Source organism: Longimicrobium sp. (assembly GCA_036387335.1).
GTDB lineage: Bacteria > Gemmatimonadota > Gemmatimonadetes > Longimicrobiales > Longimicrobiaceae > Longimicrobium.
Map to the genome: position 1 here is coordinate 1 of DASVTZ010000119.1, position 13,581 is coordinate 13,581.

General features: G+C 70.8%; 16 protein-coding genes and 1 rRNA gene. 14 read left to right on the top strand and 3 right to left on the bottom strand.

Annotation, left to right across the window (positions count from 1 at the left end):
- Positions 1-90 precede the first annotated feature (90 nt).
- The 3 genes from VF647_11230 to VF647_11240 are packed head-to-tail and all read right to left on the bottom strand — an operon-like array spanning position 91 to position 2,100.
- Entirely contained in the window at positions 91-633 is a 543-nt protein-coding gene (locus VF647_11230) for a gamma carbonic anhydrase family protein (protein HEX8452662.1), read from the bottom strand.
- Positions 633-1,601: a pyridoxal-phosphate dependent enzyme gene (locus VF647_11235; GenBank protein HEX8452663.1), complete on the bottom strand. Its 969-nt coding sequence runs from the start codon at positions 1,599-1,601 to the stop codon at positions 633-635. Before VF647_11235 ends, VF647_11230 begins: the two co-directional genes overlap by 1 nt.
- Positions 1,602-1,635: 34 nt before the next feature.
- Positions 1,636-2,100, bottom strand: a complete 465-nt coding sequence (locus VF647_11240; GenBank protein ID HEX8452664.1) for a BsuPI-related putative proteinase inhibitor — start codon at positions 2,098-2,100, stop codon at positions 1,636-1,638.
- 257 nt (positions 2,101-2,357) lie between these two features.
- On the opposite strand from VF647_11240, the gene VF647_11245 reads away from it, so the two are divergent.
- The 14 genes from VF647_11245 to VF647_11310 all read left to right on the top strand — a co-directional run.
- On the top strand, positions 2,358-2,615 hold the full coding sequence (locus VF647_11245; GenBank protein HEX8452665.1) for an AtpZ/AtpI family protein: 258 nt from the start codon (positions 2,358-2,360) through the stop codon (positions 2,613-2,615).
- A complete protein-coding gene (locus VF647_11250) occupies positions 2,612-2,974 on the top strand; it encodes a hypothetical protein (protein ID HEX8452666.1) in 363 nt (120 codons plus the stop codon). Before VF647_11245 ends, VF647_11250 begins: the two co-directional genes overlap by 4 nt.
- Positions 2,975-4,036, top strand: a complete 1,062-nt coding sequence (gene atpB, locus VF647_11255; protein ID HEX8452667.1) for a F0F1 ATP synthase subunit A — start codon at positions 2,975-2,977, stop codon at positions 4,034-4,036.
- 277 nt (positions 4,037-4,313) lie between these two features.
- Positions 4,314-4,592, top strand: a complete 279-nt coding sequence (gene atpE / locus VF647_11260) for an ATP synthase F0 subunit C (GenBank protein ID HEX8452668.1) — start codon at positions 4,314-4,316, stop codon at positions 4,590-4,592.
- Positions 4,593-4,689: 97 nt separating this feature from the next.
- A complete protein-coding gene (gene atpF, locus VF647_11265) occupies positions 4,690-5,286 on the top strand; it encodes a F0F1 ATP synthase subunit B (protein HEX8452669.1) in 597 nt (198 codons plus the stop codon).
- A 3-nt stretch (positions 5,287-5,289) separates the two neighbouring features.
- Complete coding sequence (gene atpH, locus VF647_11270) at positions 5,290-5,856, top strand: ATP synthase F1 subunit delta (GenBank protein HEX8452670.1); 567 nt, start codon at positions 5,290-5,292, stop codon at positions 5,854-5,856.
- A 174-nt stretch (positions 5,857-6,030) separates the two neighbouring features.
- Positions 6,031-7,725: a F0F1 ATP synthase subunit alpha gene (gene atpA / locus VF647_11275; GenBank protein ID HEX8452671.1), complete on the top strand. Its 1,695-nt coding sequence runs from the start codon at positions 6,031-6,033 to the stop codon at positions 7,723-7,725.
- A gap of 96 nt (positions 7,726-7,821) precedes the next feature.
- Positions 7,822-8,688 carry an ATP synthase F1 subunit gamma gene (gene atpG, locus VF647_11280; protein HEX8452672.1) on the top strand — a complete coding sequence of 289 codons (867 nt, stop codon included), beginning with the start codon at positions 7,822-7,824 and terminating at the stop codon, positions 8,686-8,688.
- A 12-nt stretch (positions 8,689-8,700) separates the two neighbouring features.
- Positions 8,701-10,182: a F0F1 ATP synthase subunit beta gene (gene atpD / locus VF647_11285; protein ID HEX8452673.1), complete on the top strand. Its 1,482-nt coding sequence runs from the start codon at positions 8,701-8,703 to the stop codon at positions 10,180-10,182.
- Positions 10,182-10,472 carry an ATP synthase F1 subunit epsilon gene (gene atpC / locus VF647_11290; protein HEX8452674.1) on the top strand — a complete coding sequence of 97 codons (291 nt, stop codon included), beginning with the start codon at positions 10,182-10,184 and terminating at the stop codon, positions 10,470-10,472. Before atpD ends, atpC begins: the two co-directional genes overlap by 1 nt.
- Positions 10,473-11,153: 681 nt before the next feature.
- Positions 11,154-11,981: a PHP domain-containing protein gene (locus VF647_11295; protein ID HEX8452675.1), complete on the top strand. Its 828-nt coding sequence runs from the start codon at positions 11,154-11,156 to the stop codon at positions 11,979-11,981.
- Positions 11,978-12,541 carry a hypothetical protein gene (locus VF647_11300; GenBank protein HEX8452676.1) on the top strand — a complete coding sequence of 188 codons (564 nt, stop codon included), beginning with the start codon at positions 11,978-11,980 and terminating at the stop codon, positions 12,539-12,541. Before VF647_11295 ends, VF647_11300 begins: the two co-directional genes overlap by 4 nt.
- A complete protein-coding gene (locus tag VF647_11305) occupies positions 12,523-13,281 on the top strand; it encodes a hypothetical protein (protein ID HEX8452677.1) in 759 nt (252 codons plus the stop codon). Before VF647_11300 ends, VF647_11305 begins: the two co-directional genes overlap by 19 nt.
- A gap of 164 nt (positions 13,282-13,445) precedes the next feature.
- Positions 13,446-13,581, top strand: a 23S ribosomal RNA gene (locus tag VF647_11310); the annotation flags it as partial.

Sequence of the window (13,581 nt, forward strand, 5' to 3'; positions counted from 1 at the left end):
CCGCGCGGGTGCGCGGGGGGGCGGGGTGCGGCGCGGAGGCCGGCGCGTACGAGGGTTCGGGGCGCGCATCGTGCCCGCCGAAGTCATTGCTCATTCAGTTCTCCCATTTTCCCCGCCCTGCGCCATGTACCGCCGCGACAGCTCCACGTAGTGCGCCGCGCTGGTGGTGACCCAGCGCAGCGACTCGCCCTCCAATTCCTTTTTCACCATCGCCGGCGCGCCCGCGGCCAGGTGCCGCGCCGGGATCTCGGCGCCGCTCCCCACCACGGCGCCCGCCGCGATCAGCGCCGCGTCGCCCACGACGGCGCGCTGCAGGACGACGGCGTTCATGCCGATCAGCGCCCCGTCGCCCACCGTGCAGCTCTCCAGGATGGCGCCGTGGCCCACCGTGACGTCCGCGCCGATGAGGGTGGCGCCCTGCCGGCTCACGTGCACCACGCAGTTGTCCTGTATACTCGTGCGAGCCCCCACGCGGATCTCATGCTCCGGCTCGTCGCCGCGGATGACTGCGCCGAACCAGATGCTCGCCTCCTCCCCGATCGTCACGTTGCCGATCACCGTGGCGGTGGGCGCCACGAAGGCGCTCGGGTGGATGCGCGGGCTGATCCCCGCGAAGGATAAAATCGTCGCCATCAATCGCTCCCCAGGACCTCCGCCATCCTCGCGGCGTCCACGTTGCTCCCGCTCAGGATCACCGCCACCGGCCCCACCAGGTTGCGGATGGCGCCTTCGAGCAGCGCCGCCACGGCCACCGCGGCCGATCCCTCCGCCACCACTCCCTCCTCCACGAAGAGCCAGCGAATGGCACGCCGCACGGCGTCCTCGCTCACCAGCACCACTTCGTCCACCACCTGCCGGGCGAGCTCCAGGCTGCGCGCGTCCGTCTCGCCGGAGAGCCCTTCACACAACGTCGCACCCTGGGGCGGGCAGCACAGCGTGCCGGCGGCGAGGGAGGCGTGCATCGCCCCGGTCTCGTGCGTCTGCACCCCCACCACGCGCGCGCCGGGTGCCAGGGCGCGCGCCACGATCCCCGTGCCGTTCACCAGGCCGCCGCCCCCCACCGGAACCACCAGCGTGCGCACCTCGGGCAGCTCCTGCAGGATCTCCAGCGCCACCGTCGCCTGGCCGGCGACCGTCATGGGGTCGCTGTACGCGTGCACGAACGCGGCCCCGGTTTCCGCCGCGTGCGCTTCGGCGGCGGCGTGCGCGTCGTCGTAGCCGCCCTCCACCAGCACCAGCTCCGCGCCGAAGCGCGCGATGCGCCGCCGTTTGGTCTCCGGCGCGGAGGCGGGGACGAAGACGAGGGCGCGGGCACCCAGCAGCCCCGCGGCCAGCGCCACCCCCTGCCCGTGGTTCCCGGCCGACGCCGTCACCAGCCCGCGCGCCCGCGCCTCGGCCGGCAGCGTCGCCACGCGGTTGTAGGCGCCGCGCAGCTTGAAGGAGCCGGTGCGCTGCATCCCCTCCAGCTTGAGAAACACCCCGGCCTCGCCCGAGAGGCCGCCGCACCGCTCCAGCGGGGTGCGCCGCGCGACCCCCCGCAGCCGGCGCGCCGCGGCCAGCACGTCGGCCATGGACGGCGCGGCATCGGACAGAGTGGTCACGGCAACGGTCGCGCCGCGGGGATGCGCGAGCGGCTCACGGCAGGGTGAACGCGGTGGACTGCTGGATGGGATGGTTGGTCGCGGTCAGCCACGCCACGGCCGTCAGCCGCCGCCCGCGCAGCCCCGGCCCGGGACGCCAGACCTCCGTGTAGCTGCGCGTCTCCCCCGCGCCCAGCGACACCGCCATCAGCGACTGCACGAAGGAGCGGTCCGCCGACCAGCGCCACACGTCGCGCGTGCCCTCGCGCACGGCGAAGTCGTGCGTCATCCCGCTGGAGTAGCTCAGCCGCACCGGCGCGCTGGTCGGGTTGGTGAGCTGCAGCACGAAGCGCACGCTGTCCCCCGCCGGCTCCACCTGGAATGAGGAGACGAGCGGGCCCGTGTAGCGATTCGTCTCCAGCGGCGCCGGGGCAGTCGAGGGCGCCGGTCCCGCGGGAGGGCGGCACGCCGCGGCGCCCGCGGCGAGCGCGATGAGCAGGGCGGGGAGGATGCGGCGCATTGGGCGGCGGCGGCTGGAGTGGGCCAGCGCTCTCCCGGTGAGGGCGCGACGGCGGCTTTGGAGCGGCGCCGCAACGAGTTCCGCGGGGCCGGCCGGGCAAGATAGACGCACCCGTTCCGGGGCGTCAAGCAAGGGCCCGGCCACGACCTGGCAGAGCTTGCGAAAAATTTCACAAGCACCCATATTCCTGCTTGCGAAAAATTTCACAAGCGTCTATATTGGCCGCGCCGAACCACCCTGGAGAGGATTGGAGCACAGTGGACGAGCCTCGCCGCACTCCGCGGAACGCCGGGAAGACCGGTGCCCCGAAGCCCGCCGACATGATGGGGATCGGGGTGCAGTTCGTGGCGGTGCTGCTGGCTTTCCTCTTCCTGGGGAAGTGGCTGGACGAGCGGCTGGGCACCTCTCCGTGGCTCCTGATGATCGGGGTGTTCCTGGGGTTCGGGCTCAGCCTGCTGTACATGTACCGGCGGCTGGCCATCGATCCCAAGGACCCGCGCAAGGGGGGCAAGTGAGGTCGCCCTGGCTCCTTCCCGTGGCAGTGCTGGCCATCGGGGCGCTCGTGTACGCGTGCGGCGTGGCCCTTGCTGAGCCGGGCGCGCGCACGGGGGTGGCGGTCGGGGTGGCCATCGCGTGCGTCTTCCAGCTCTTCCTGCTGCTGGTGGCCCACGTGGCCTTTCGCGGAAAGCAGCTGGCGGCGTACGGGGTGGGGATGTTGGGGCGGCTGATCCTGGTGGTGGCGACCGCGCTGGTGCTGGTGCCGGCGACCGGTCTTCCGGCCGCGCCCACGCTGTTCTCGCTGGTGACCGTGTTGTTCGCAACCACACTGCTCGAGCCGGTGGCCCTGGCCGCCGGCACAACGAAGAAGAGCTGAATGTTCGCACGCATCGCACTCCTCCTGGCCCTCGCGGGCGCCTCCACGGCCGCCGCGCACGCCCAGGACCATGGAACGCCCCCGGCCGCCGCGCCGCACGCGGCCGCCGGGCAGGGCCCGGTCGTCGACCCGGCCTCGCCCGAGGGGCACGCAGCCGAGGTGATGGACCCGAGCCACGAGCAGGGCGGGGCCGGCCACGGCGCCGAAGCCGCGCATGGCGAGGAAGAGGGGATCGACTTCCTCCACCACATCCTGGACGCGCGCGAGATCGAGCTGCCGCGCACCTCGCTGCACCTTCCCGCCAAGGGGACGTACAAGGTCGGCGACCTCAACCTGTTCGGGATGCAGCTCCCGTTCGACCTGACGCCGACCAAGCACCTCGTCTTCCTGGTGTTCGCCGGGCTGCTGACGATGGGCGTGCTGATGTACGGCGGCGCCCGCGCGGCGGCGGCGGACCGCGGGCTGGCACGCGGGCGGCGCTACAACATGGTGGAAGCGATGGTCCTCTTCATCCGCAACGAGGTGGTGAAGCCGAACATCGCGCACGGCTACGACAAGTACGCGCCGTTCATCGTGACGCTCTTCTTCTTCATCCTGTTCAACAACCTGCTCGGCCTGATCCCGTACGGCTCCACCGCCACCGCCAACATCTCGGTGACCGCGGGGCTGGCGATCATGGCGTTCGTGGCCACCGAAGTGGGCGGGATGCGGGCGCTGGGCTTCAAGGGCTACATGTCGACCATCTTCTTCGTGCCCAAGGGGATGCACCCCGTGGCCGCGTGGGCGATGGCTTTCGCGCTGGCGCCCATCGAGCTGCTGGGCAAGTTCACCAAGCCGTTCTCGCTGGCCGTCCGGCTCATGGCCAACATGACGGCCGGCCACATCGTGCTCCTTGCGCTGATCTCCCTGATCTTCGTGTTCGGGAGCTTCGCCATGGCCGTGGCGCCGGTGCTGATGGCGACCGCGATCTTTTTCCTGGAGATCTTCGTCGGCTTCCTCCAGGCGTTCATCTTCGCGATGCTGACGAGTGTGTTTATCGGGTTGATGCAGCATGCGCACTGACAGAAGTGCGTAAGTGCGTGAGTGCGTAAGTGCGCTCCGACCAACAACGCACTAACGCACTAACGCACTAACGCACCAGGCAGTTCGGGGGACGCGGCTTGCTCCCAGCTTCGCAACAAGCCGCCGGCGGGGACCGCTCACCCCCGTCGTACAGTACCCGGGCATGGGCCCCCGGGGAGGGCGCGCGGCAGCGATGCCGGCTGGCGTCCACCGGCCGAATGGGCCGGACGAGCGGAGCCCGACGACGAACCATCCCAAGATCCCTGGAGGGATTCTCATGATGATGATGCAAGCGGCGGTCGAGACCGCCAACGCGCTCAGCAACGGTCTACTCGGTGCCGCCCTCGGCGCCGGCCTCGCGGTCATCGGCGCCGGCATCGGCATCGGCCTGATCGGCTCCCGCGCGATGGACGGCATGGCCCGCCAGCCCGAGATCGCCGGCACCATCCAGACCGGCGCGCTGATCCTGGCCGCCTTCGTGGAAGGCGCCACCCTGTTCGCCATCGTGGTCGCGTTCCTGGTGCAGTCCGGCGTCTTCACCGCGCTGCGCGGCTGAGCTGGACCCGGCGGGCCGCCGCGGAAGCTCGCGGCGGCCGGCCACCCTGGCAGATCGTTCTTTTTCTATCGAACCGGACTCGAACCGGCAAACGGATATGCGTCGCTCCACCACCGCTCTCTCGGCCCTTCTCCTTCTCGGCTCCGCCGCGCCCCTGATCGCGCAGGAGCACGAGGAGGCGCCCGGCCTGCTGTCGCCGAACATCGGGCTCACCTTCTGGACGATCGTGGTGTTCGTGATCGTCCTGGGGGTCCTGTCCAGGTTCGCCTTCCCCAAGATCCTGGGCGCCGTGGAGGCCCGCGAGGAGAACCTCCGCCAGCTGGCCGCCGCCGCCGAGCGCGACCGCGCCGAGGCCGCCGCCATGATGGAGGAGAACCGGCGCATCCTGGAGGAGACCCGCGCCCGCGTGCAGGAGGCGGTCAACGAGGGCCGCACCAGCGCCGAGCGCATCCGCGCCGAGATGCTGGCCGAGACGCGCCGCGAGCAGGAAGCCCTGCTGGAGCGCGCCCGCCAGGACATCGCCGCCGAGCGCGAGGGCGCGCTGCAGGCCGTGCGCCGCGAGGCCGTGGACGTCTCCATGCGCGCCGCCGAGCGCCTGGTGCGCCGCAACCTGGACGGCGAGGACAACCGCCGCCTCGTTCGCGAGTACCTGGGCCAGGTCGCCACGCAGCCGGCCCTCGGCGCGGGGGTCTGACCCGTGCGCTCCGAGGTCATCGCGCGTAACTACGCGGACACGCTCCTCACCCTGGCGCAGCGCAACGGCGGCGCCAGCACGGCCGTCGAGTTCCAGACCGCCGCCGACGAGCTGGCCAGCCTGCTGAACACGGAGCCGCGCATCCGCGCCTTCCTGTCCGCGCCGGCCATCTCCATGGACGCCAAGAAGGCGGCGCTGCGCGGCGCGCTCGGCGGGCGCGTGCCCGAGCTCTTTCTGCGCTTCGTGCTGGTGGTGGTGGACAAGCGCCGCGACAACCTCCTCCGCGAGATCGCCCTGGCGTACCGCGAGCGGGTGGACGAGATGATGGGGCGCCTGCGGGTGGACGTCACCATCTCGCACGCGCCGGACGCCGCGCTGCAGGAGGAGATCCGCGCGTCGCTGCAGACGCGCTTCGGGCGCGACGTGATCGCCACCTTTCACGTGGACTCCGAGCTGTTGGGCGGCATGGTGCTCAAGGTGGGCGACCAGATCCTGGACGGCTCGGTTCGCAGCCAGGCGGCAGGGCTGCGCCGCAGGCTGATGGAAGCGTACCTCCCCGCCGGCACATGAAAAGCAGTGCCGAGTGCCGAGTGCCGAGTGCCCAGTAACTTCGGCCCGCGCACTAGGAACTAGGCACTAGGCACTTTCCGGACGAACCGGCGGGACCCAGCGGTTTAACAGGCAGCACGCAAGCATACTGATGAGCACCGGCGGCGCACGCCGGACCTGAAACGAGGATTAACGATGGCGGTCGATACCCAGCTCCGGGCCAGCGAGATCAAGAACGTTCTGCTCGGCGAGATCGAGCGGTTCGAGAACAACTTCACCGCCGAAGAGGTGGGCGAGGTCCTTGAGGTCAAGGACGGGATCGCGCGCATCTACGGCCTGGGCGGCGCCATGTCCAGCGAGCTGCTGGAGGTCACCGCCACCGAGAGCGGCCAGGTGGTGAGCGCCCTGGCGCTGAACCTGGAAGAGGACAACATCGGCGCCGTGGTGATGGGCGACTGGACGGTCATCCAGGAAGGCGACCGCGTGCGCCGCACGGGCCGCGTGTTCGACATCCCGGTGGGCCCGGCCTACCTGGGGCGCGTGGTCAACCCGCTCGGCGAGCCGGTGGACGGCCGCGGTCCCATCCCCTCCGTCGGCCGCCGCGCGGTGGACGTGGTGGCGCCCGGCATCGTGCTGCGCCAGCCGGTGAAGGAGCCCATGCAGACGGGGATCAAGGCGATCGACGCGCTCATCCCCATCGGCCGCGGGCAGCGCGAGCTGATCATCGGCGACCGCGGCACGGGGAAGACGGCCGTCGCCATTGACGCCATCATCAACCAGAAGGGCCAGGGCGTCGTCTGCGTGTACGTGGCCATCGGCCAGAAGAACTCGACGATCGCGGGCGTGGTGCAGCGCCTTACCGACGCCGGCGCCATGGACTACACCATCGTCGTCGCGGCCTCGGCTTCGGACCCGGCCCCGATGCAGTACATCGCGCCGTACGCCGGTACCGCGCTGGCCGAGTACTTCATGTACACCAAGAACGAGCAGGGGAAGGGCCTCCCCACCCTGTGCGTGTACGACGACCTCAGCAAGCAGGCCGTGGCGTACCGGCAGATGTCGCTGGTGCTGCGCCGCCCGCCGGGGCGCGAGGCGTACCCGGGCGACGTCTTCTACCTGCACAGCCGCCTCCTTGAGCGCGCGGCCAAGCTGAGTGACGAGATGGGCGGCGGGTCGCTGACGGCGCTCCCCATCATCGAGACGCAGGCCGGCGACGTGTCGGCGTACATCCCGACCAACGTGATCTCCATCACGGACGGGCAGATCTTCCTGGAGTCGAACCTCTTCTACTCCGGCGTGCGCCCGGCCGTGAACGTCGGCATCTCGGTGAGCCGCGTGGGCGGCGCGGCGCAGATCAAGGCGATGAAGAAGGTGGCCGGCAAGCTCAAGGGCGAGCTGGCGCAGTACCGCGAGCTGGAGGCGTTCGCCGCCTTCGGGTCGGAGCTGGACCCGGTCACGCAGCGCCAGCTCGCGCGGGGCGCCCGCTCGGTGGAGGTGCTGAAGCAGGGCCAGTACTCGCCGATGGCGGTGGAGTACCAGGTGGCCACCATCTACGCGCTGACCAACGGCTACCTGGACAACGTGGACGTGGCGCAGGTGCAGGCGTGGGGGCGCGACTTCCACATCTTCCTGCGCACGCAGCACCCGGAGATCCTGGACGACATCCGCAACACGCGCGACCTGTCCAAGGAGAACGAGCAGGCGCTGGTGCGCGCCATCGAGCACTACGCCGAGCTCTTTGCCGACCCGCACTCGCCGGTGGGCACCGACACGTACGCCAACTCGCCGATCCTGAACGAGACCGACCGCGACCGGCACATGAGCGAGGAGCAGCTTCGCCTCGCCGCCCGGCCGGAAGGGAACGCGGCGGGCGCGCGGCAGAGCTACTGAAGTCCTGAGTGCTAAGTCCTAAGTCCTAAGTGGTGTTCAGCACTTAGCACTTAGCACTTAGGACTTGGTACTTGGAACTTCCGACATCAAGACAAAATGGCCAAAGCCAGAGAACTGAAGGGCCGCATCCGCTCGGTCCAGAACACGCGCAAGATCACGCGGACGATGGAGATGGTCGCCACGTCCAAGCTCAAGCGCGCGCAGGACCGCGTGGCGGCCGCACGGCCGTACGCGGAGCGGCTCGGCGAGGTGATCGGGCGGCTCCTTACGCCGGAGCTGGCGGCGCGCTACCCGCTCCTCCGCCAGCCGGCCACCGTGCGGCGCGCGGCGGTGCTGCTCCTTACCGCCAACCGCGGGCTGAGCGGCGCCTTCAACGCCAACCTGATCCGGGAAGGGCGCAACCTCCTCCGCGACCTGCGCGGGCGCGGCGTGGAGGTGGAGCTCCACGTGGCCGGCAAGAAGGGGATCTCCTTCTTCCGCTACCAGGGCGAGACGCTGGGGAACGCCGTCAGCGACATCGGCGACCGCCCCTCGGCCGAGGACGCCGAGCGCCTCGTCAACTCGCTGATGGACGGCTTCGTGGCGGGCACCTTCGACGCGGTGTACGTGGTGTACGCCAAGTTCAACTCGGCGCTCTCCACCCCGCCCACCACCCTGCAGCTCCTTCCCGTGCAGGCGCCGGAAGACACCGGCCGCGGCGGCGAGGTGGACTACGTGCTGGAGCCCGGCGCCGACGAGATCCTGGGGCGCATCCTGCCGCTGTACGTGCGGAACGGGGTGTACCGGGCGCTGGTGGAGACCACGGCGGGCTTCTACGGTGCCCAGCGCACCGCCATGAAGAACGCCACCGACAACGCCGGCGACATGCTCAACGCCCTGACCCGTACCTACAACCGGGTGCGCCAGGCCGCGATCACGCAGGAAATCGCCGAGATCGTCGGCGGCGCCGCCGCCCTCGAATAACAGGAGACCCAAATGGCTACCGTTGCCCCTGAGCAGGCCACCATCCCGACCCCCGCCGTCAAGGCGGGCCGCGTCGTGCAGGTCATCGGCCCGGTGATCGACGCCGAGTTCGAAGGCCACCTTCCGGACATCTACAACGCCCTGCGCGTGACGCGCGCCGCGTCCGGCGACCAGCCGGCGCTCGACATCACGCTCGAGGTGCAGCAGCACATCGGCCGCCACCAGGTGCGCGCCGTGGCCATGGAGTCCACCGACGGCGTGGTGCGCGGCATGGACGTGCTCGACCTGGGCTCGCCCATCACCGTGCCCGTGGGCGCCCCGGCGCTGGGGCGCATCCTCAACGTGCTCGGCGAGCCGGTGGACGAGTCCGGCGTCATCCCCGCCGACACGCTGCGCTGGCCGATCCACCGCCCGGCGCCCCGCTTCGTGGACCTCGAGGCCAAGGCCGAGGTGCTGGAGACGGGGATCAAGGTGATCGACCTCCTCACCCCGTACGTGAAGGGTGGCAAGATCGGCCTCTTCGGCGGGGCGGGCGTGGGGAAGACGGTGGTCATCCAGGAGCTGATCAACAACATCGCGCGCGGCCACGGCGGCCGCTCCGTGTTCGCCGGCGTCGGCGAGCGCACGCGCGAGGGCACCGACCTCTGGCTGGAGTTCAAGGAGGCCGGGCTCATCAAGGAGGGCAACCTCGCCGAGTCCAACGTGGCGCTGGTGTACGGGCAGATGAACGAGCCGCCGGGCGCGCGCCTCCGCGTGGCGCTCACCGGCCTCACCGTGGCCGAGTACTTCCGCGACGTGGAGAAGCAGGACGTGCTCTTCTTCGTGGACAACATCTTCCGCTTCACGCAGGCCGGCTCCGAGGTGTCCGCGCTCCTGGGCCGCATGCCCTCGGCCGTGGGCTACCAGCCGACGCTGGCCACCGAGATGGGCGCCCTGCAGGAGCGCATCACCTCCACGCACGAGGGCTCCATCACCTCGGTGCAGGCCATCTACGTGCCGGCCGACGACCTCACGGACCCGGCGCCGGCCACCGCCTTCGCGCACCTCGACGCCACCACGGTGCTCTCGCGCGCGATCTCGGAGCTGGGCATCTACCCGGCCGTGGACCCGCTCGACTCCACGAGCCGCATCCTGGACCCGCAGTACATCGGCGAGCGGCACTACCGCACGGCCACCGCGGTGCAGCGCATTCTGCAGCGCTACAAGGAGCTGCAGGACATCATCGCGATCCTGGGGATGGACGAGCTCACCGAAGAGGACAAGGTGATCGTGGGCCGGGCGCGCCGCCTCCAGCGCTTCCTGTCGCAGCCCTTCTTCGTGGCCCAGCAGTTCACGGGCACTGAGGGCGAGTACGTGAAGCTGGAGGACACCGTGGAGTCGTTCGAGCGCGTGGTGAGCGGCGAGTTCGACCACCTGCCGGAGCAGGCGTTCTACATGGTGGGCGGCATCCAGGGCGCCATCGACAAGGCGCAGCGCCTGGAGCAGGGCGGCTGATGGCGGCCCCCGCCGCGGGCACAGGCACGGGCACGGGCGCCATGCGCGTCTCCGTCCTCTCGCCCGAGCAGACGGTGTACGAGGGCGACGCCACCTCGGTGGTGGCCCCGGCGTGGAACGGCCAGCTCGGCATCCTGCGCGGCCACGCCCCGCTGATGGCCCTCCTGGGCGATGGCGTCCTGCGCATCGAAAACGGCCGCGAGACGCTGCAGTTCCGTGTCTCCGGCGGCTTCCTGCAGGTCGTCGACAACGTCATCACCGTCCTCAGCGAGCGCGCCACCGCCGCCTGAGACAGGTGAAGGTTCAGCACGAAACACAGCCCCCGGCGCGGAAGCGTGCCGGGGGATGTTTTTTTCTCCCTGGTCAACCGGGCGAGTAAACTCGCTGCAACAACAGCACAAAGTCCGCCTTCGCGGACTCCCGGCAACCATCCGCCTCTGCCTGCCGCCGCCCCGCCACACCGTCCGGGCGCGGTTCATCGCCCCCACCCTCCTCGCCCCTCGGGCATCGCGACGCGCACCGATCCCGTAGGGGCGGCCCCGCGTGGCCGCCCGTGCCCGGCCATGCGCGGATGCCATCTACCCGGGGCGTCGGTCCAGGCGCGAATGAATTCGCGGCTGGAACCGCGCAAAGTCCGCCTGCGCGGAATCGGGCTCCGATGCCCGCCTGCACGAGCCGGCTTCAGCCGCCTTCGCGTGGTTCCAGCCGGGGGCTTTAGCCCCCGGCGACCCGCCCCGGCGACCCGCCCCCGGCGATTCGGCGCCGGCGCCCGCCCCCCCGAACCTGCGAAGGCAGGTTTCCCGCGGTTGTTGCAGCGGTTTCAACCGCCGGCCCATAGCCGGTCCCCACCCGATTCCCGAGCCCGTTCCCCAGCCTACCGCCCACCCGTACCTTCCCAAGCGGGCGCGGTGGATGCATCCTTCACCGGCGGGCCACCGGGGCCCGCCTGCGACATCTCAATCTGGGGATGCATGAAACGGATCGACCTGCACATCCACACCCACGCCTCCGACGGGCACTGCTCACCCACACAGGTCGTGCAGATGGCCGCCAGCGCGCGGCTCGACGTGATCGCCATCACCGACCACGACACGGTGGCCGGCGTCGACGAAGGCCTCGCCGCCGCCGCCGCGCACCCGCTGCAGCTGGTGCCGGGGATCGAGATGAGCACGCGCGAGGGCGACCACGAGATCCACATCCTGGGCTACTTCATCGACCACCACGCCCCCTCCGTCACGCGCCACCAGGTGAGCGCCGTCGAGCGCCGGGCCGACCGCATGCGCGGCATGGTGGCGAACCTCAACGGGATGGGGATCGAAGTCGACTACGCGGACGTGGAGCGCGCCGCCGGCCCGGACTCGTCCGCCATCGGCCGCCCGCACCTGGCCCGCGCCCTCCTGGAGCGCGGGCAGACCCGCTACTACTCCGAGGCGTTCGAGCGCTACATCGGGGACAAGGGAGTCGCATTCGTGCGCAGCGACTTCCCCGGCGTGCGCCAGGCGATCGAGGACATCCACGCGGCCGGCGGCGTCGCCGTGTGGGCTCACCCGGAGATCGCCATCTTCGACCAGTACGTCCGCGCCTTCGCGGATTGGGGGCTGGACGGGCTGGAGTGCTACCGCCCCAACACGCCGCCCGTGGAGTCGCACCTCTTCGAAACGGCCGCCAATACGCTGGGCCTGCTGCGCACCGGCGGCTCGGACTGGCACAGCGCGCACCGCGGCCCCCTGGGCGAGTTCGCGGTGAAGTACAGCGACGTCAGCGCCCTGCTCGACCCGCGCCTTCCGGCGCCGTCATGACCAAACCCACCGCCCCCGCGAACCCCCTGCGTGACCCCTGGGTGATCCCGGGGCTCGTGCTGCTGGCCGTGCTCACGGTGGCGGTGGCGCTCCTCTACCGCGGCGCCCCGCAGACCGCCGCCGAAGTCGGCAGCAGGACGTGGGTGGCCGTCGCGCCGGACGCCTTCACCCCGCGCGTGTCGCGGGCCCGCGAGCGCGTGCAGGCCGCCATGCGCGCCGCCGCGTCGGGCGACACCGCGGGCGCCATCGCGCGCTACGCGGAGGCGGAGGGCGAAGCGTGGACCGCCCGCCAGAACGCCGGCGACTCCACGCAGACCGCGATGGCCACCGAGCTCTGGGCCACCGCCACCCTGGACCGCGCGGAGCTGATGCTGGCCGCCGGCGCCGCCCCCTGGTACCGCGGCGACAACACGCAGCTCCTGCAGGAGGCGAAGGCGGCCGTGCAGCGCGCGGGCTCGGTCCCGCTGGCGCCCGCCACACGCACCCGGGCGGCGGCGCTGCTGGCGAACATCGAGCGCAAGCTGCGCCCCGGTCCGCTCGAATGGATTCCCCAAAGATGACGGCCGCCCAGCGCGCCGTCGCGGCCGCGCTCCTCTTCCTGGGCGCGGCGGCGGTCGCCGGCATCGCGCCGGTGGAGGCCGGGGTGCAGTACCGCACCTTCGGCATCGTGGAGGGGGTGTTCGCGCTCCTTTTGACCTACGTCCTGCTCCAGCGCCGCGCGTGGATGTCGCCCGCGGGAGTGCCGGGATGGGCGGCGGTCATCTACGGTACCCTGGCGACCGCGCAGATCGCCGAGTTCCTCTTTCCCCCGCCCGGCGTGGTGGAGTGGGTCGTCGTCGCCACGCTGGCGCTATCGGGGTGGGGAGCGCTCTCTCGCGGCCCGCGGCGGCGCATCGTCTTCGGGCTGGCGACGCTCTCGCTGCTGATGGCGCTCCTCCGCTACTCCGTGATCCCCGTGCTGTGGGGCGTCGGACCGCAGCCCGGCGACCTGCTGGGCGTGGGCGACATGGCGCAGGGCGCCCGCCGCGTCTTCGCGGACTACCAGCCGATCCGCCCCGTGGGCCAGCTCCTGGGCTTCGCCGCGATGGCGATGTGGGCGCTCGCTACGCGCCTCGTCTGGCCCGCGCTGCCCTCGCGCGGGCGCCGTGGGCGCGACATCACGAACCTGCCCAAATCCGGCTCTCACAAGGCCTTGACGCGTCCGGTGGACTCCTATATACTAGGCGCCCCTCGCGAGGCTGACGTCGTGGAAACGACGCAGGACGGTCCTCGGGCCGTTGACAGTCGCGAGCAAGGATGATAAATTGACGGGCTCGCCAGCGGAATTTTTGCTGGCAACGGATATTTGAAAATTCGGGTATGGGAAGGGTAGAAGGAAAGGTCAGCACCAATGGTGTGTCTGACGTGTGCGCCTGTTCCTCAAGGGGAATAGGCGGGCTTTCGAGTGGGGCCGGAGGAGATTCCGGCCAAGCGAAGAAAGGGCGCACGGTGGATGCCTTGGCACGGACAGGCGAAGAAGGGCGCGGCAAGCCGCGATAGTCCCGGGGGAGCCGCACGCAGGCTGTGATCCCGGGGTACCCGAATGGGGCAACCCGGCGGC

Bases quoted from the DNA above. Each gene is read 5' to 3' on its own strand.
- VF647_11230 (HEX8452662.1), bottom strand. From the start codon at position 633: ATGGCGACGATTTTATCCTTCGCGGGGATCAGCCCGCGCATCCACCCG.
- VF647_11240 (HEX8452664.1), bottom strand. From the start codon at position 2,100: ATGCGCCGCATCCTCCCCGCCCTGCTCATCGCGCTCGCCGCGGGCGCC.
- atpB (HEX8452667.1), top strand. From the start codon at position 2,975: ATGTTCGCACGCATCGCACTCCTCCTGGCCCTCGCGGGCGCCTCCACG.
- atpE (HEX8452668.1), top strand. From the start codon at position 4,314: ATGATGATGATGCAAGCGGCGGTCGAGACCGCCAACGCGCTCAGCAAC.
- atpF (HEX8452669.1), top strand. From the start codon at position 4,690: ATGCGTCGCTCCACCACCGCTCTCTCGGCCCTTCTCCTTCTCGGCTCC.
- atpA (HEX8452671.1), top strand. From the start codon at position 6,031: ATGGCGGTCGATACCCAGCTCCGGGCCAGCGAGATCAAGAACGTTCTG.
- atpG (HEX8452672.1), top strand. From the start codon at position 7,822: ATGGCCAAAGCCAGAGAACTGAAGGGCCGCATCCGCTCGGTCCAGAAC.
- atpD (HEX8452673.1), top strand. From the start codon at position 8,701: ATGGCTACCGTTGCCCCTGAGCAGGCCACCATCCCGACCCCCGCCGTC.
- atpC (HEX8452674.1), top strand. From the start codon at position 10,182: ATGGCGGCCCCCGCCGCGGGCACAGGCACGGGCACGGGCGCCATGCGC.
- VF647_11295 (HEX8452675.1), top strand. From the start codon at position 11,154: ATGAAACGGATCGACCTGCACATCCACACCCACGCCTCCGACGGGCAC.
- VF647_11300 (HEX8452676.1), top strand. From the start codon at position 11,978: ATGACCAAACCCACCGCCCCCGCGAACCCCCTGCGTGACCCCTGGGTG.
- VF647_11305 (HEX8452677.1), top strand. From the start codon at position 12,523: ATGGATTCCCCAAAGATGACGGCCGCCCAGCGCGCCGTCGCGGCCGCG.